Origin of the sequence: Methanolobus sp. (assembly GCF_030682845.1) — an archaeon.
Classification (GTDB): Archaea; Halobacteriota; Methanosarcinia; order Methanosarcinales; family Methanosarcinaceae; genus Methanolobus.
On record NZ_JAUXNK010000086.1, the window covers coordinates 1 to 17635 of the forward strand.

The 17635-nt window shown below is 45.7% G+C and carries 19 protein-coding genes and 1 other RNA gene; 10 read left to right on the forward strand and 10 right to left on the reverse strand.

The window, feature by feature from the left end; all coding sequences use genetic code 11:
• On the reverse strand, positions 1–117 hold a 117-nt coding region (locus Q8J68_RS15010; protein ID WP_370867605.1), incomplete at its 3' end, for a helix-turn-helix domain-containing protein.
• Positions 118–524: 407 nt separating this feature from the next.
• On the opposite strand from Q8J68_RS15010, the gene oadA reads away from it, so the two are divergent.
• Genes oadA through Q8J68_RS11910 form a run of 4 tightly spaced genes read left to right on the forward strand, consistent with a single transcriptional unit; the run spans position 525 to position 5367 of the window.
• Positions 525–2261, forward strand: coding sequence for a sodium-extruding oxaloacetate decarboxylase subunit alpha (gene oadA / locus Q8J68_RS11895; protein WP_305311732.1), 1737 nt, complete (start codon positions 525–527; stop codon positions 2259–2261).
• Positions 2262–2274: 13 nt separating this feature from the next.
• Entirely contained in the window at positions 2275–3756 is a 1482-nt protein-coding gene (locus Q8J68_RS11900; protein ID WP_305311733.1) for an acetyl-CoA carboxylase biotin carboxylase subunit, read from the forward strand.
• Positions 3757–3811: 55 nt separating this feature from the next.
• Positions 3812–4786, forward strand: coding sequence for a biotin--[acetyl-CoA-carboxylase] ligase (locus tag Q8J68_RS11905; protein WP_305311734.1), 975 nt, complete (start codon positions 3812–3814; stop codon positions 4784–4786).
• A 20-nt stretch (positions 4787–4806) separates the two neighbouring features.
• Positions 4807–5367: an S-layer protein domain-containing protein gene (locus Q8J68_RS11910; protein ID WP_305311735.1), complete on the forward strand. Its 561-nt coding sequence runs from the start codon at positions 4807–4809 to the stop codon at positions 5365–5367.
• A 25-nt stretch (positions 5368–5392) separates the two neighbouring features.
• Here the strand turns inward: Q8J68_RS11910 and Q8J68_RS11915 are convergent, their stop codons facing one another.
• From Q8J68_RS11915 to Q8J68_RS11935, 5 genes are all read right to left on the reverse strand, one after another.
• Entirely contained in the window at positions 5393–6310 is a 918-nt protein-coding gene (locus tag Q8J68_RS11915; RefSeq protein WP_305311736.1) for a coiled-coil protein, read from the reverse strand.
• Positions 6307–6984 (reverse strand): hypothetical protein, encoded by a 678-nt coding sequence (locus tag Q8J68_RS11920; RefSeq protein WP_305311737.1) that lies wholly within the window; start codon positions 6982–6984, stop codon positions 6307–6309. The genes Q8J68_RS11915 and Q8J68_RS11920 overlap by 4 nt, the downstream gene beginning before the upstream one ends.
• Before the next feature lie 20 nt (positions 6985–7004).
• Positions 7005–7295 (reverse strand): DUF424 domain-containing protein, encoded by a 291-nt coding sequence (locus Q8J68_RS11925; protein ID WP_305311738.1) that lies wholly within the window; start codon positions 7293–7295, stop codon positions 7005–7007.
• Positions 7296–7308: 13 nt separating this feature from the next.
• The gene (locus tag Q8J68_RS11930; RefSeq protein WP_305311739.1) at positions 7309–9399 is read right to left on the reverse strand and encodes a minichromosome maintenance protein MCM; all 2091 of its coding nucleotides are present in this window, start codon (positions 9397–9399) and stop codon (positions 7309–7311) included.
• Positions 9400–9476: 77 nt separating this feature from the next.
• Positions 9477–10190 carry an RNA methyltransferase gene (locus Q8J68_RS11935; RefSeq protein WP_305311740.1) on the reverse strand — a complete coding sequence of 238 codons (714 nt, stop codon included), beginning with the start codon at positions 10188–10190 and terminating at the stop codon, positions 9477–9479.
• 264 nt (positions 10191–10454) lie between these two features.
• Here Q8J68_RS11935 and Q8J68_RS11940 point away from each other — a divergent pair, with 264 nt between their 5' ends.
• The 5 genes from Q8J68_RS11940 to Q8J68_RS11960 all read left to right on the forward strand — a co-directional run bounded on the left by Q8J68_RS11940 (position 10455) and on the right by Q8J68_RS11960 (position 15047).
• Positions 10455–11258, forward strand: a complete 804-nt coding sequence (locus Q8J68_RS11940) for a disulfide reductase (protein ID WP_305311741.1) — start codon at positions 10455–10457, stop codon at positions 11256–11258.
• 3 nt (positions 11259–11261) lie between these two features.
• Positions 11262–12509: a (Fe-S)-binding protein gene (locus Q8J68_RS11945; RefSeq protein WP_305311742.1), complete on the forward strand. Its 1248-nt coding sequence runs from the start codon at positions 11262–11264 to the stop codon at positions 12507–12509.
• 77 nt (positions 12510–12586) lie between these two features.
• The gene (locus Q8J68_RS11950; RefSeq protein WP_305311743.1) at positions 12587–13225 is read left to right on the forward strand and encodes a DUF116 domain-containing protein; all 639 of its coding nucleotides are present in this window, start codon (positions 12587–12589) and stop codon (positions 13223–13225) included.
• Complete coding sequence (locus tag Q8J68_RS11955; RefSeq protein ID WP_305311744.1) at positions 13218–13850, forward strand: DUF116 domain-containing protein; 633 nt, start codon at positions 13218–13220, stop codon at positions 13848–13850. Before Q8J68_RS11950 ends, Q8J68_RS11955 begins: the two co-directional genes overlap by 8 nt.
• Positions 13851–13868: 18 nt before the next feature.
• Positions 13869–15047, forward strand: a complete 1179-nt coding sequence (locus Q8J68_RS11960; RefSeq protein ID WP_305311745.1) for a geranylgeranyl reductase family protein — start codon at positions 13869–13871, stop codon at positions 15045–15047.
• A gap of 6 nt (positions 15048–15053) precedes the next feature.
• Here the strand turns inward: Q8J68_RS11960 and rnpB are convergent.
• Positions 15054–15427: RNase P RNA component (gene rnpB, locus Q8J68_RS11965), an RNA gene on the reverse strand.
• A 170-nt stretch (positions 15428–15597) separates the two neighbouring features.
• Here rnpB and Q8J68_RS11970 point away from each other — a divergent pair.
• Complete coding sequence (locus Q8J68_RS11970; protein WP_305311746.1) at positions 15598–15834, forward strand: hypothetical protein; 237 nt, start codon at positions 15598–15600, stop codon at positions 15832–15834.
• A gap of 6 nt (positions 15835–15840) precedes the next feature.
• Here the strand turns inward: Q8J68_RS11970 and Q8J68_RS11975 are convergent, their stop codons facing one another.
• The 3 genes from Q8J68_RS11975 to tnpB form a co-directional block, all read right to left on the reverse strand.
• Positions 15841–16047 (reverse strand): hypothetical protein, encoded by a 207-nt coding sequence (locus tag Q8J68_RS11975; protein ID WP_305311747.1) that lies wholly within the window; start codon positions 16045–16047, stop codon positions 15841–15843.
• 96 nt (positions 16048–16143) lie between these two features.
• Positions 16144–16401, reverse strand: coding sequence for a TMEM165/GDT1 family protein (locus Q8J68_RS11980; RefSeq protein WP_305311748.1), 258 nt, complete (start codon positions 16399–16401; stop codon positions 16144–16146).
• A gap of 150 nt (positions 16402–16551) precedes the next feature.
• Positions 16552–17635: IS200/IS605 family element RNA-guided endonuclease TnpB (tnpB, locus tag Q8J68_RS11985; protein WP_305311749.1), on the reverse strand; the 1084-nt coding region annotated here is incomplete at its 5' end.

Here is a 17635-nt window from a genome sequence, read left to right on the forward strand (position 1 = left end):
ATAGATAAAACGAACACAGCCAAAGGTCTTGTTGATCTGGATAATCTGTTCATCATCTGGATAGATCTCGTAAGTGTATCCATAAAGATTATCAGCATTCTTTGGCTTGCGTACCATAAAAAGATCCTTCTTTTTTGTTTGATATGTGTATGCTTTTTTTATTAATATTGGTTACTGGAGTAATGCCTTTGCAGGGACGATGCTAACCCCCGTCTGAAGACGGGGGAATGCGCATCGTAACTTTATTCAAAAAAGTATTATAGAGACTGTTGGATAATAGAGCAGTATGACACTTGCAAGATTTTGATATATAGATGAGTAGTACTAGCATTAGCCCATCTCATCCAATAATGACAACATTGTTAAAATCCCTACAAAGCCAATATATCAATATATAAGCGCTCACCATAAACTACATAAAAGAACGTGATATATAAGATAGAAATTCACCTGAGACCAGGTACCAAATGACTCCATAAATAATAGTGTTCGCACTGATATGAAGGGGTTCCCGGAGGATTTCCATGAAAGTCAAAATCACAGAAACCATTCTTCGAGATGCGCATCAGTCTCTCATAGCAACTCGCATGCGCACCCGCAGCATGCTGCCAATCGTTGACAAACTGGACGAAGTTGGATACTTTTCACTTGAGATGTGGGGCGGTGCAACATTTGACACCTCCATCAGATATCTTAATGAAGATCCCTGGGAGCGATTGAGAGAGCTGAAAAAGCATATGAAGAACACACCCGCCCAGATGCTTCTGCGCGGGCAGAACCTTGTAGGCTACAGGCATTACTCGGATGATGTTGTAGAGAAGTTCGTGCAGAAAGCCTATGAGAACGGCATAGATATCTTCAGGATATTTGATGCCGTGAACGACATCCGCAACATGGAAAAGGCCATCACTGTCGCCAAGAAGGAAGGCGCACATGTTCAGGGTACCATATGTTACACCATCAGTCCGGTACATACCATTGATAAATACGTGGAGCTTGCAACAGGACTTGCAGAACTTGAATGTGATTCCATCTGCATAAAGGACATGGCTGGCCTCATATCTCCGCAACAGGCATATAACCTTGTGAAGGCACTCAAGTCCGCGGTCAACCTGCCAATAGACCTCCACAGCCATTGTACTTCAGGCATGGCTCCGATGAGTTATATGGCAGCCTGCAGGGCTGGCGTCGACATTCTTGATACTGCACTGTCTCCGTTTGCATGGGGAACCTCACAGCCTCCAACCGAATCCATCATTGCTGCACTTGCCGAAAGCAGGCGCGCAACAGGCCTGGACCTGGAGCTTATCTCAGAGATCTCTGCTTACTTCAGGGAAATGAAAGAAGAATACAGGTGCATCCTTAACCCTATATCTGAACAGATAGACACTAATGTCCTGCTCTACCAGATTCCGGGCGGCATGCTCTCAAACCTTGTATCCCAGCTACAGGAACAGAATGCACTGGACAAGTACAAGGATGTGCTTGCAGAGATGCCAAGAGTGAGAGCCGACCTTGGGTACCCGCCTCTTGTGACACCGACCAGTCAGATAGTAGGCACACAGGCGGTACTTAACGTCCTGATGGGGGAAAGATATAAAGTAATTCCTAAAGAGGTAAAGGATTATGTACGCGGACTCTACGGAAGGCCACCACAGAAGATAGATGATGCGATAGTCGGAAAGATAATCGGTAACGAAGAGCCCATTTCATGCAGACCGGCCGACCTTCTTGAGCCTGAATACGAGAAGATGAAGGCAGAAGCTGAGAAGATGGGGCTAATAAAGAAAGAAGAGGACATACTGACCTACATCCTCTACCCTGCAATAGCCCCGGCGTTCCTCAAGGGAGAAGCAAAAGAAGAGGAACTTGTACCTGTAAAGGTAGAGAAGCAACCATCTGCTTCCGCTGCCAACATGGCCTCCATACCGACCGAATTCAAGGTCGAAGTGGACGGAGAAGTGTTCAACGTAAAGGTTAACCCTGTAGGAGGGTCTGTCACTGTTTCAGAAGCACAGGGTAAATCCAGGCCTGATGCTGCCTCAACACCCGGAGCTGTCACCAGCCATATGCAGGGGATGGTGCTGTCCGTGAAAGTAGAGGTCGGAGACAGCATCTGCGAAGGGGATATCGTATGTGTGATAGAAGCCATGAAAATGGAAAATGCCATACATGCTCCTCATGGTGGCGTTGTCAAGGAGATATTCATCGCAGAGGGTGATGCTGTAAGCTCCGGACACGTCCTTCTGTGCATAGATTAACGGAGATCTGTAAATGTTCAAGAAAGTACTTGTCGCAAACCGTGGCGAAATAGCCATCAGGGCCATGCGTGCCTGCAGGGAACTGGGAGTCGCAACCGTAGCAGTATACTCAGAAGCCGATAAGAATGCCCTTTTTGCAATGTATGCAGATGAAGCATATTATATCGGTCCTGCACCTTCAAGCCAGAGTTACCTGAACATGGACAGGATAATTGAAGTAGCCCTGGAATGCGGGGCAGATGGAATTCATCCGGGATACGGTTTCCTTTCAGAGAACAGTGTGTTTGCAAAAAAATGTGAAAACGCAGGCATTATTTTTATTGGCCCTCCCAGCCACGCCATAGAGCAGATGGGAAGCAAGATAGCGGCAAGGAATGCCATGGTCAAAGCCGGTGTCCCCGTAGTTCCCGGAACAAACAAGGCAGTCGCCAGCGAAGAAGAAGCTATCGAGATAGCTAGCTCCATAGGTTATCCTGTGATCATCAAGGCATCAGCCGGAGGCGGTGGGATCGGGATGAAGATAGTTCATTCAAAGGAAGGATTCAAGAACTCACTGCATTCCATCCAGTCCGTGGCCGCATCAGCCTTCGGAGACCCGACTGTTTTTATCGAGAAATACGTCGAAGAGCCACGGCACATAGAGTTCCAGATACTTGCTGATAAATATGGGAATGCTGTTTATGCGATGGAAAGGGAATGCTCCATACAGCGCAGGCACCAGAAACTCATAGAAGAAGCCCCTTCTCCTGTAATGACACCTGAGCTGCGCAAACAGATGGGAGAGACTGCCGTCAAGGCTGCAAAGGCCATAGGTTATGAGAATGCAGGAACAGTCGAGTTCCTCTACTCCAAAGGCAACTTCTATTTCCTGGAAATGAATACTAGGTTACAGGTAGAGCACACCATAACTGAGATGATAACAGGTATCGATCTTGCGAAGCAGCAACTGCGCATTGCGTGCGGAGAGAAACTGGCGTTTAAGCAGGAAGACATAACCATACATGGATGGGCCATTGAATGCCGCATCAATGCTGAGGATCCGCTTAACGACTTCGCCCCTTCACCCGGCAAGATTAAGAGATATCGCTCTGCAGGAGGTCCGGGGATACGCGTGGACAGCGGAGTGCACATGGGATATACAATATCTCCTTACTATGATTCCATGATCTCAAAACTGTCTGCATGGGGACAGACCCGGGAAGAGGCAATAGACCGTATGAAGCGGGCACTCTATGAATATGTGGTTGTCGGCGTGACCACAAACATTCCCTTCCATAAGGCTGTACTGCGCAACCCGGCGTTCCGGGAAGGCAGGCTTACAACTCACTTCATTGACGATCACAAGATCATTGAGGATGTTAAAAGGGTAGTTATTGAAGACTCTGCAAAGGGAGCAACACTGGCATCTGCACTTGAGAACAAGGAGCAGAAAATTGCAGCCATCACTGCAGCAGTCGGCTCATATATGAGCAATGCCCAAAAGCAGACAAAATAATTAAACCTGTGAGTATAATATACAATAGGGAACAAATATTCACTGGTGAGTATCTGTGAATGACAACAAAACCGAAATAATCAGGATACTTAAAGCTGCAGGAAATAAGGCAGTGTCGGGGCAGGAAATAGGGGCGAAACTCGGGATCACAAGGGCAATGGTCTGGAAGTATGTCAGGGACATAAAAAAAGAAGGATACGATATCCAGTCCTCTCCAAAGATAGGATATACACTCCTATCCACTCCTGACATGCTTTATCCGGAGCAGATCAAGATAGGGCTTGAGACAGGTCTTTTCGGAAAAGAGATACTTTATTACGACGAGGTCGAGTCCACGAACAGCATCGCAAAGGATATCGCAGCCAGATATCCTGAAGGAACCATAGTTATTGCGGAGACGCAGAAGAAAGGCCGGGGTCGCCTGGGCAGCGAGTGGCAATCCACGCCGGGAGGTATCTGGTTCTCACTCATCCTGAAGCCATCCATACCCCTTGAATATGCCCCGAGGATCACACTGGTGGCGGGCCTTGCTGTCACCAAGACACTGCGCAGGCTGGGAGTTGATGCCCGTATAAAATGGCCTAATGACGTACTTATTAACGGGAAAAAGGTATGTGGGATACTTACCGAAGTGGATGCTGAAGTAGAGAAGGTGGACTACCTGGTTCTGGGAATAGGCATCAACGCAAATGTAAGACTCAAGGATTTCAGGGAAGAGGTTAAGGAAAGCTCTACAAGTCTTGAAGCAGAGCTTGGAAAACCTGTCAACAGGATCGAACTTATCAAAGACCTACTGTATGAGCTCGAACAGCAGTACATTAAGTTCAAGACCCAGCAGTTCTCAAACATTGTCAGTGAATGGATATCCCTTTCTGACACTATCGGGAAGGAAGTAACGGTCACCACCCCCATGAAGATCATTGAAGGAAAGGCAGTGGGCATTACTGAAAAGGGAGCACTGCTTGTCAAAACAAAAAGCAATGCAAAGGAAGAAGTGATTGCCGGACGCTGCAGGTATGTAAAAACATGAGCTTTTGGTGAGTTTGGCCTATGCACAGAGGATCCTCAGAAACAAAACTCCTGATAACTTTGCTCCTGCTATGCGGCTTATTCTTATCCGTCGCATCAGGAATACAGGATACTGTGCTTATGGACGGTACAGGGATATTCCTTACGACAGGGGAATCGTGGACATTTGAACAGGGATATGTACTTACCGTAAAAAGTGTCAATCAGGGAACCAATGAGGCCTGGCTGGAACTCTCACTAAATGAAAACATTATACGCGAAGGGATATTCCGTGAGAAGGACATGCTGGTTTATTCCCGTGACTCAGAAATCCTGAACATTACAGTGGATACCATTTATTCAAGCCCCACAGGCGAACTGGTCACATTCATGCCTGTTTACCAGTATCTTGATCCACAACTTCCTGCACCTGAAACTCAGGATAACGGACAGGGCGGGCAATCCGGAGAAGAGGAGTCCCGGGCATCAGACGAAGAGGGGGATGGTTTTTCCATACCAGGATTTGGTATTGTGTGGGCGCTTGCCGGAATTATGCTGTCGGGACTGGCTGGGTATTGCTCCCCTGTCAAAAAGAATAAATAATAAAAATAGTGAGAAAAGCTTAAGCTTAGAACTTGAGATTGCCCTTCTCCAGGAGAACTTTAAGGTCTTGAAGGCTCATTCTTGCATTCTTATCAAGTTTTTCCTTTGCCACGACCAGATGTTCTTCCTGCTTTTTCTCATCTTTTTCAAGGTGTATATCTTCCAGTTTCCCCAGATAAATGCCAAGCTCGTCTCTGAGTAATGCCATCTTTGCCTTGATAGGGTCAATCCTCTCCCTCAGAGGAGCAGTGACAGCTATCTTTGAGGATATCTCTGAGTGTGCAAGGTCAGCTTGCTTGCGCAGCTCATCCACCTGCTTGTATAGATCGATCATCTCAAGGTGATATTTCTGTGATTGCTCTGCTAGTTGGTGTATCTCCCCTCCAAGGTCTTCCCCGGAAGCAAAGACATCCTTTGAACTTTCGTAAGCTTCCACAAGCTTCTTATGAACCTCATTTGCATCAAAAGCTGCATCAAGGCGGTCTTTCATAAGGACAAGCCTCTCGAAAAGGTCAATTTCATGTTTCAGAGGAATATCCGCATTCAAGAAGGTATCAATATCTGCGAAATACGCCTTTGAAAGGGTTTCTACACTGCCCTTGGAGAGATTGTTCAGGCTGTCGCGCCTGTTCTTAAGGTCTGAGATCTCACCCGAACACTGGCGTTTTTTATCATCTACTTCATTCCTTGAGGATTTGAGCGAGGAGATCCGTGCGTTTAAAGAATCTCTCTTTGATTTTGCGTCGCGGGCTTTTGCCACCAGGCCCTTTACCCGGGAATTGAGTTCATCACGCCTGGCCTTCGTGTCATCCATGTTGGTACGATGAAGCTTTAACTGCTTATAAATGGATTTTAATTCACGGTCAAGATGGCTTAGCTCGGTACGGAGCTCATCAGCCTTGTTCTTAAGCTCCTTTTCCGTCATTGTTGAAACGTCAGTCATGCTTTCACCTCTGATTCTTCTGCCGGGCTTGCAGATATCTTTTCCCAGTAGGAAAGAGCCTCCTTGTGACTGCTTATACGGTTCTCAAGCCATTTGTATTTGAGATTTAGTTCACCCAGCTCTTTTTCAATGTCTGCCTGAGCCTTATCGAAGTCCTCTTCAGGATATTTCAGGGAGGAAAGTTCAGTATTCGCAGCCACCGCGTCGTGCATCCTTGCCCTGAAAGAATCTATGGATCCCTGGGCTTTAGGAAGCTTTGAAGATATGACAGAGATATTAGCTAAAATAGAACTGACCAGCTTTCCCTCATCCTCGGGTGATAGCGCACTTTTCACTTTAGGGAATTCCTCAGCTACACTCCTCAAATCCTTTTGGACGGCCACATCACTTTCATGTGCTGAGATTAATTCATCAAGCAATTTCTCAGCCTGGTGATAGAATAATTGCCTTTTTTCAGTCAGAACTTCTGTCCGGGTAGCAACGTACTCCTTCTTCTCTTTAGAGGAGGAAATCTGTTCATTCAGTGAACGAACTTTGCCATTGATTTCACTGAACTGCACACTATACTCATCTAAAAGCCTTCTATGCTTATCAATCACCTTATTAAGGAGCTCATTCCTTTCATAAGTCCTGAAAGATGTATTACTGTCATTCTGGTTCTCACCTTCGCTCATAAAACAAACCTCACCGCAGTCTATGCTCTAAATACTTGGGCATGTGCCACACCATCAATAATCCTTACAGAAGAGGGATCCACAATACCACACTTTATAGCGCAGGATACAGCCTTCTCACCAAAGAGATTAAGATTACCTGCTTTGGAGATGATCCCTACTACATCTTCTTCCGAGACTTGATCCCCTTTATAGAAATCCTCGGATATTGTCACGCTGATATTTCCCTCTTTGAGGTTCTTTCCAAGCAGTTCCTCGTCGCATACTGCAACAATAAAGCTTTCTCCAGCCCTGTGAATCTTAAGATACATCAAACCACATCAATTATACTACTTTTATATGATCGTTATCAGGCGTGACCAGATCCCCGGAGCGCCTCATTTTAGCTATAAGCTCCTCTGCATGCTGCCTATCGATCTGTTGAGCCTGGGCTTCAGCAAAGACTTCCTCAAGAGGTGCCTTCCCTCCGGAATGCCTTTCACCCACTGCTTTAATGATTTCCCTAATGACTTTAATCTTATCCCTCTGGCTCTTGCTAGTACCCGAGGCGATAACATCCACGTCCAGAGCACCTGTATCCGGGTCAACACCTACCTGCTTGAGGCAGGAATAGACCATACGGGTGGTTTTCTTTGCATCATCAAGGGTAGCCACATTGCTCAGCCTTACTCTGGCACGTGCCTCTGCAAGCCTCACAAGGGCTTCCAACTGACGCGCTGTAATAGGAACCGGGGAGTCCTTGCCCTCACCCATCTTACGGAGATCCATATAGAACTTGACAAGATGTTCACGCGCAGCCTCTTCCATTATAGGATAGATGTGCCTTCTGGAGTACGCAACATACTTGCGCATCAGTTCAGGATCTATATCGGGTTTCACGACTTCCATATGCTCATCGACAAGTTCCTGGGTGACCTTACTTGACGGAATGTTTCTGCGCTGCTCTGAAAGCTCACCAGCATAATGTGCTTTAAGGATATGTTTGGCGATCTTGGAGTCCATCTCCTCGTTAGGAGTATCAAGGAGCACGAATATCATGTCAAACCTGGACAGAAGAGCAGGCGGCATATTTATCTGCTGGGCTATGCCCTCATACTTGTCAAAGCGCCCGTATTTAGGGTTTGCGGCACCAAGCAATGCGCATCGGGATTTGAGTGTTGCGATTATACCGGCTTTTGCAACACTTATGGTTTGCTGCTCCATGGCTTCGTGTAAGGCACTCTTATCCTCAGTGCTCATCTTGTCCATTTCATCAATTGCAGCGATACCCATGTCAGCCATTACAAGGGCTCCGGCTTCAAGTGTCCATCGGCCGTCACCCAGATCGTCCTTGACAGCTGCTGCAGTCAGACCGCTTGAAGATGCGCTCTTACCGGATGCAAAGACACCCCTGGGAGCGAGTTTCACCATATAGCGAAGCATCTGACTTTTTGCAACACCCGGATCACCCACGAACAGCATGTGAATGTCACCGCGCACCCTGGAGCCATCGGGAAGGTGCTTTGCCACACCTGAAAAGAGCTGCAGTGAAAGAGCTTCCTTCACATCTTCATAACCGTAAATAGAAGGAGCTATCGATTTAATGATCTTTTCATATATTTCAGGATTGCGGCTTAATGCCCGGATCTGCTCTTCCTCTTCAGGCGTTATTTCCAGCTCATCGAACTCCTGGTCCATATATTCCAGTGAATTTGCATGTAACACCAGGTCATAAAAAGGAGATTTCCCCTCTCTTGTTGTCCGTTGGTGGGAGCGGAGCACGCCATTGATGATAACACGGTCCCCTGGTTTGACGATCCCTGCAAGGTCATCCTCCACATCCACGTCCAGGCTCTGAGGCTGCGTGCCTCCCCTGAGATTCTCAGGAGATTCCTGGACCTGCAGTTTCTGTGCATCGATAAAAACAGATTCATTTATGTCGAGCTTAAATGGGCCTTTCCTGCCACATGTGTCATTCTCACATTCAAGAGGTTCCACAAACTTCAATTCTGTCTGCGGGATCCTGGTGACGTGCTCACACCGCATACACTTGAAAGCTGCACTGACTATTTTGGGGCGGACCTCCGTTGCCTTACGGATCATGCCCTCAATTGCAACGAGTTGGAGCAAGTGTTTGCTTCTGAGATCCCTGTTGGGAACCTTGTTCGGTATCCTGATGAAGCGGACCTTTGCATTGTCCAGTGACTTCTCGATTGGAAGATCGATGTTCAGGAGTGCGCTATCTGCACAGGGAGTAACTTCGTCCGGGCGCAGAAGCAGTTCGTCCGCGAGTTCCCTGTCAAATATCTCAAGGTCGGAAAAATCAACATAAATGCTGCGCTGGTCAGGATAATCATTTGCAAGCTGGAGAATGCTATCCCAATAATATTTTTTTAGAAAAGTCCTGAACTTTTCGTCCCACTTACCTTCAGTCATGTTTTACACAAATATATAAGGTTTATAAATCAAGTCGATGCAAGATGTACTTGAAGTAATATGAATATTTCGAAGCATTATTCAGTATCCTTCGTTTTGGGAAGGTTGCGCTGAATACGCCTCAGCACACCTCTTAAGGTCTGAACTTCCCGCTCTAGCAGGACTGCTCTGCCAAATATCCTCTTCAGCATGAGTTTGGTCTTTTCTTTTTTATGCACAGGGTATTTAATGTCATCAAGAAGCTCAAAAAGATGCTCATATAATAGATGAATGTCAGAAGCTTCAGCAAGCCCGTTCTCCCCCGCCTCGATATCGCTCAGTTCGTAGAGGATGACTGCGACTGCATGTGACATGTTCATCACAGGGTATACATCAGATGTAGGAATGGTCATTATCATGTCACACATCTTTAATTCTTCCCTGCTGAAGCCGTGATCCTCCCTGCCAAAAAGCACAGCCACAGTTCCTCTGGAACCTGACAGGCGAGCCTTTATCTCACGGGGTGAATACGCAGGGACCCTCAGATGAAGGTCAAACGCCACACCAGCAATGCCGGTTGTTCCTATGACAATGCTTGCATCATTCACCGCTTCCTCCAGTGAGTTAACTATCGGGGCGCTCTGAAGCAGATCCCATGCATGGGAAGACATGGCCCTTGATTCGACTTCCAGCTTACACGGATTTACAAGTACAAGTTCAGAAAAACCGAAATTCTTCATCGCACGGGCTACAGAGCCGACATTTCCCTGATAGAGGGGTTCCACAAGTACTACTTTGATATCAATTGACATATTTTACAACTGTATCCGGTTTAGATTTCTTATAGTGCTGCCCACATATAAGTGTAATCGAACAGGAAAGCAAAGTGGCTTAAGAATGCCCGTACTCAAAATCCTTTTTGAAGACCCAGCCGCCTGCTGCATATATTTTTAATGCAAATCTTTAAATAATATCGTTACCACACTCATGCAAACCAAACCGGTTACTTATAAGTAAAAAATGGTCTCAGTTCTTGTAACATTTATAATCTTATATTGACATCAGGAGAAAATTGAATGGTATTAGAGTATTATTCAGGTCTGCTCATAAACGGCGAGATCTTTAGGATTAATTTTATAACGGTAATGATATTGGCTAACCTGGCAATCGGCATTTTTCTTGTAGGAATGTATATAAATCTGAAAAAATGGGGCATGGGTTCCACAGGTTACGGGAAAGAACCATCGGGCAGCATCTTCGCGTTCCCCAGAATGCTTGCCCAGCAGATGAGCGAACATGCACATGTGCATAATCAGTCCGTCCTGGAAACCTTTGTCCTTGACATTCTATTCCAGAGAAGGATACTGAGAAGAAGCCCTCTCAGATGGTTCATGCACTTCACCATCTTCTTTGGATGGATGGCACTATTTGTGCTCTCACTTGCTATGTTCGCAGTTGAAATGGTATATATATCTGCAGAGGCAATGGGAATCCATGATCTTCCAGATTTCTTAGTCCCGACACTACTTAGAGACATGCTCGCAGTTCCAAACGACATCTTCAGCTACATACTGCTCACAGGTATTATAATAGCGATATACAGAAGACTGTTCATTGCCAAGATGAGGGAAGCAACCATTGCTTACGACTCCATTCTACTGATCGGCCTTACAGCCATTACAGTGACCGGATTCATTGCCGACGGGATAAGGACTGAAAGACTATGGGGATTCGGCCTCGATCCATCTCTGGCACCACCAACAGCACTTTTCCATGTAGTAATATCATTGCTGTTCTGTATCGCATATATACCATTCAGCAAATACATACACATGATTGCAATACCGCTTGCACTCCTTGCGAACAAAGGAGGAGAATAAACAATGGCAAAGCGCGAACCTTCAGTTAATACACAGAACTTAACAGCCGTCCAGATAATGGAACTTGACTCCTGCAGCCGATGCGGAGAATGTGTGAACTGGTGCCCTACATACGATGCATCAGCACAGGACCCCGGGCTTGCACCAAGGGACAAGATCCTCAGATGGAGAGAATTCATGAACAAGTCCTACGGACTTCGTGCAAGGCTCTTCGGACCAAAAGAGATACCAGAGGAAGACATCGAGAAGTTCAAGGATGACGTCTACAAATGCACAACCTGCGGAATGTGTGCAACAGTATGTGAATCCGCAATCAATACCGTTGAACTCTGGGAGTCAATGCGTGCAAACCTTGTAAAGCGTGGCAACGGCCCATACGGTAAACAAGGAATGTTCATCAAGCTCATCGCAGAGTACAAGAACCCATACATGGCAAACAATGCCGACAGGGTTAACTGGTTCCCCAAGGACATAAAGGTCGAGGACAAAGCCGAGGTACTCTACTTTGGAGGATGCACTGCAGAGCTCAAGCAAAGGAAACTTGCCCTAGCAACAGCACGCGTGCTTAACAAGCTTGGTATCAAGTTCACAATGCTTGGAGAAGATGAGATTTGCTGCGGTTCAGCACTTATCAGGACCGGACAGTACTTCATCAACGACACAGCAAAGGTGAACGCCCAGAAGAACATAGATAATATCAAAGCCAAGGGCGCCAAGACAGTGCTATATGCCTGTGCAGGATGCTACAGGGCTTCCCTGATAGACTGGCCAAGGCTCACTGGCAAGAAACTTCCGTTCAAGGTGGTCCACATCACACAGTTCCTTCAGGACCTCATAGAGAAGGGAGATATCAAGTGGGAGAAGTCCATCGATAAGAAGGTAACATACCACGATCCATGCCACCTGGGACGCCACGTAGGCGTATTCGAGCCGCCAAGAGCTGTGCTCAAGAGCATACCAGGCATCGAGTTCATTGAGATGGAAAGGATTGAAGAGAACCAGCGCTGCTGTGGAGCAGGAGGCGGAGTAAAGGCCGGTGTTCCTGACCTTGCAATGGGCGTTGCAAAGACAAGGGTTGAAGATGCTCTTGAAACCGAAGCAGATCTGTTGTCAAGCGCCTGCCCGTTCTGTAAGAGGAACCTCAGCGACGGCAGGGACGCACTTGGTGCAAAGCAGCTTGAAGTTGAGGACGTTGTAGTCCTTGTTGCAGAAGCAATGGGAATAGACCTTAGCGACGCACCTAAAGAGTGATTTATTCACTCTTCCTTTTTTATTGCGACTTAATGAGGATAACCTAAATATAATCATTTTCTCCATTTTGTTTACATATGGAAATACCCTACGAAATCCTCGGAAAGATATTTATTGCCATTGCATTGCTTGCAATAGCTGGCATAATGTTGGCACTTCTGCTGGGAGCTTACAGCTTCAGAAAGCATAGGATACTCTTTCCGAATTTCATCCTTTTCATACTTTACATGTTCTATGGCCCGGCCAAGATAATCTGCCGCGTTTTCAAAATTAAGGAAACGCTTGTTGATGAGATACTGGTCGAGGTGCGCAACGCTGTGATGCTTGAAAAATTCAAAAATACAAAAGGCAAACGTGTCATATTCCTCCCCCAGTGTATGCGCCATCCCAAATGCAAAGCCCGCTGTGACCCTATAATCGGGTACGAATGCAAGATGTGTGGCCTATGTGATATAGGCATTATCTGTAAAGCTGCATTGAAACACCATTTCGAAGTGTATGTGATACCAGGAGGTAGCTTTGTAAAGAAAATCATCAAAACCCAGCGGCCTGACAGCTGCATAGGAGTAGCCTGTTATCCTGAACTATCGGAGTCAATGCAGGGAGCTTCACCTTTTATGGTAGTACAGGGAATATCCTTGGTTCGCGACGGGTGTTTCGATACAAAAGTTGATGTTGAGGAAGTTATCAGGAAGATGGAGGAATGCAATGTATAGGCTTCTTGGTGAGATAATAACAATTCTGATTATCCTATCGGTGCTTCTGGCAGGCATTGCCCTTGCGGTCAGCAGGATAAGCCTTAACAGACATGTATGGCTTGCAGGTTTCTTTGCAGAGGTGCTTGATTTTTTCTATCTTCCCCTGAAATTCTTCTTCTTCAAGCTATCGGATACAAGGATTCTTGATAAGTGGATGGTATCCCTAAAGAATATTGCTAACCAGAGCGCTTTTGAAAGAACTGGAAAACGCATGATCATCGCACCCCATTGCATGCGCTTTCTTGAATGTCCTGCGCCCTCCACAAGAACCGGGATAGAATGTGTATCCTGCGGAAAATGTGTTTTTTCCAGATTAAAGGAAGATGCTGCCAGGTATGGATACAGGCTATATATAGTAACAGGATCTTCGTTTGTAAAACATGTTATCAAAGAGGAAAGATATGAGGGTGCTCTCCTGATAGCCTGCGACTATGAGTTAAATAAGGTGATGATGGGCTTGAAAGGAAAGAATATTGTTACCTATGGCATTCCCATGTCCAATGACGGATGCTTTAATACAGAAGTAGAATACTGGAGGGTCCTGCAGGTTCTGGAAATGTTTTCCGGCAAGGCCGATAATTGATAATGTGAAGAGATCAGGATGTTTGACCTTATCATCGTGGGAGGGGGTCCCGCAGGCACAGCTGCGGGGAGAATTGCAGGAAAAATGGGGTTGAAGACACTATTGATAGAGAAGGAGTCATTCCCGCGGTATAAGCCATGCGGAGGTGCACTTTCTGAGCATGCCATGTCCTTTCTGGACTTTGAAGTTCCCGAGGAGATCATTGAAAAGGAAGTATTCGGAGCCAGGATCTGTTTCAGGGACCAGGTCATTGAACGTTCAAAGGATCATCGCCTCTCTGCCATAGTCACCCGCAGCAAGCTTGACAACTTCTTTCTTGAAAAAGCAAGGGAAACAGGTATAGAGGACATCACTGGAAAGAAGGTCATTGATGTCTTAGATGAAGATGACCATGTTACAGTCAAAACAAAGGAATCAACCTATATTTCCAGATTTCTTATTCTGGCAACAGGCTCCCAGGGGATGCTAAAGCACCAGGTTCGCAGGAAGGACAATAAAAAAGAATATGGGATATGCATGGTTGCAGAGGTGCCGGAAAATAACGGGACAATTGACAGCTATATAAAAGACGCCGTAGAGCTGCGTTTCGGGGTTGCCGGAATGGGATACGGCTGGATATTCCCGCATGACGGCTACTATTCGGTTGGTACCGGCGGTCTTGCAAATCTGCTGCCAGATCCCAGAAGTACAATTCAACAATATCTGCAGGAGAACAATTTCAACGGGAACTATAAACTTAATGGACATGTAATTCCATGTGGAGGCTACAAAAGGACCCTGGTCAGAGGCAGGATAATGCTGGTTGGCGATGCTGCCGGATTTGTAGATGCATTCACAGGAGAAGGGCTTGCCTATGCCATCAGATCAGGACAGATAGCAACAGAAATCATTGCAGAAGCCCTGGATTCCAGCCTTCATCCGGAACATCTGAAAAAGTATGAGGACAGATGTTATTCAGAATTTGGAGAACATCTGAAATACTCCCTATATTTTGCCAGTATCATGCACCGCTTCCCTGAGAAGGCTTTCAGCATTTTTACACAGGAACCCAAAGTCGTTGACAGATTCCTTGACGTGGTCTCATTCAGGACCGGTTACAAACAGTACATGAAATGGCTCATTCTCAATTTTAAACCCGCATGGCTCCTGAAAAGAAAAAATATCGTTGGGACCAGCCCAGTTGTGAAAAAGAAATAAGGATGTGAGTGAGGAGAATAAGCTCCCTTCTGTTGATGCAATACATTATCCCGCCTGGCAGGATAATGCGCTCTTGCAAGCTGCATTGACGGCATTCGGCTAAGCGTCATATACCGAGGGATGGGCTAAACACCCATTTACCCCTCCCGACTTGCACCCACGAGGATTCGCCGTTCCATCCGCATTCATGCGACCTCAACCTTCCGGCATCACAGCATTAACATGGTGCGGTATCGTTTCTGTGCCAGCATGCAGGATCTGCATGAGTTGCATTGCAACTGCCCGGACTCTCGCCTGGTGCCCTTTACAGGCACTCGTGTGTTTAGATGGTGGGGAGACTTTCCTCAGGCCAAAGGCCCGGCGGCCGTCCTTCCTCTCTCACTGGAATGAGAATGACTCAAGTTAAGGTATATATAAGTATCTCTCTCACCTAAATTCACCCCTCATCCCGTATAAAACATCCAATAAACTTTAGCCAGATAAAGTAATGAACGTGTCAATTTAGGAAAGTTTATTGCTAAGTAGATTTTACTTTATAACTGGTGGTGTATTGCGATATAACAGATACCTTATAATGGGAGCTATCCTGCTTACTGCACTTTTCCTTCTCCTGACTGCTGACATGTTCATCATCTCCCATCCAATATCAGGTTATATTCACTCAAGGAACATGAGCGATATAAAAGCAAGCTACTGGAGCATAATCATTGGCATATTCCTACCACTTGTGATAGCAGGGCTTTATGTATTGGTACGCCAAAAAAGGAAGGAGACTGATAACAGGTAACTTAACTTAGAGCTTCAGGACACCACAGCCGCAGCCACGCCTTATAAGGAAATCCATCTTGCTTTTGATCTCATCCTGGTGGAAATCAGAAAGCAGGTCGTACTCTTTTTTATGTTTATCCATTATGTGCTGGAACATCTTTTCCTTGACCGTTTCCGCATCATTATCAATAACGATGAAGTCATCGTTGAATCCAAGGTCCATGCATTTCATTATTATGACTATGTTAAAACCTCCCTGTGAAGAATAGATTTTAATGGTTTATTAACCTTGTTCAACTATTAAAAAAGGTTAACCTCGTGTTTTCTGTTAAAGGAAGAACGAAGCACCTATAAGGATGAACATGATTCCCGCAATCGTGGAAATGGTCCTTTTGTCCACTTTATCCATTATTATCTTCCCAAGATACACAGCCATGACGGACAGGATGAACAATGCCAGCATCACTCCGACAAATACAAGCAAAGGGTTGTACTGTGTTGCAAACAGGGCTGCTGCGAGCTGTGTTTTATCGCCCATCTCTGCAACAAGGATCAGCCAGAATCCCGACATGAAGGGGCTTTTCAATTCATAGGAGCCTTTGCCTTCATCTTTGTCCTTCTTGAAAAGAGTTATCAGGCCGAGTGAACTACCACCCTATGAATAGGGTGGCTTCCTGCTTCATTCTTTCCTCTTTTGAGGACAAGTCCACAGGCTCTTCCCGTAGTTCCTACGGTGTTACATTCCGATTTGATTTTGCTTATCTAAAGCAAACTTTTTGATATTAATAGCGGCATTAATATCTCTGTCGTGCTTGGTTTTGCATTCTGGACACTGCCATTCCCTATCTGCAAGTGTTAATTTTCGGTTGTGGAATCCGCACACATTACAGATTTTAGTTGATGGCTCAAATCGTCCTATGCGGAGTATTGTTTTTCCAAGCCATTTTGCCTTATATTCCAGCATGGTTACAAACGAACTCCATGAAGCATCTGCTATGCTTTGTGCAAGACAATGGTTTTTCAACATACCGCTAACGTTTAAAGTTTCCAGTGCTACCGCTTGGTTCTCGCTTATGAGCTTAGAGGATAACCTGTGTTGAAAATCATTTCTCTGGTTGCTGATTCTTTCATGTGCCTTTGATACTGCAAATCTGGCTTTTGCCCTGTTCTTTGAACCCTTCTGCTTCCTGCTTAATCTCTTTTGCAAGACTACAAGGCGCGGTATAGATGTTTTAAGGTACTTTGGGTTTTCAATTCTCTCTCCATTGGAAAGAACTGCAAAGTCCTTGATACCTACATCTACCCCCACTGTTGTTTTTTCATCGAACAATGCTACCGGGGGCGCTTCCAGTCCATCGTCTACAAGAATACTGATATAGTATTTTCCGGTCGGGGTTCTGGATACCGTAGCTGTTTTTCCATCTCCGCAATACTTGCGATGTAGTTTTGTTTTTACCCATCCTATCTTTGGGAGTTTTACTTTATTGTTCTCAAAGTCCATGTCATAGAACTGAGGTACTGAAAACGATTGCACCGGATTCTTCCTTGACTTGAAATTTGGAAATCCCGTTTTCTCTCTGAAGAACTTAGTATATGCATTTTCAAGATCAAGAGTAGCACCCTGTAATGATTGAGAATTTACGTCCTTTAGCCACCCATGTTCCTCTTTTAGTCCGGTTAACATTTTATTAAGAGAGAATCTTGATATTGCTTTTCCGCCCTGTTCGTATGACCTGATTTTGTTTTCTAAAGCCCAATTATAGACGAACCTGCATGCGCCGAAATGCTGGAAGAACGATTCTTCCTGTTCTTTTGTAGGG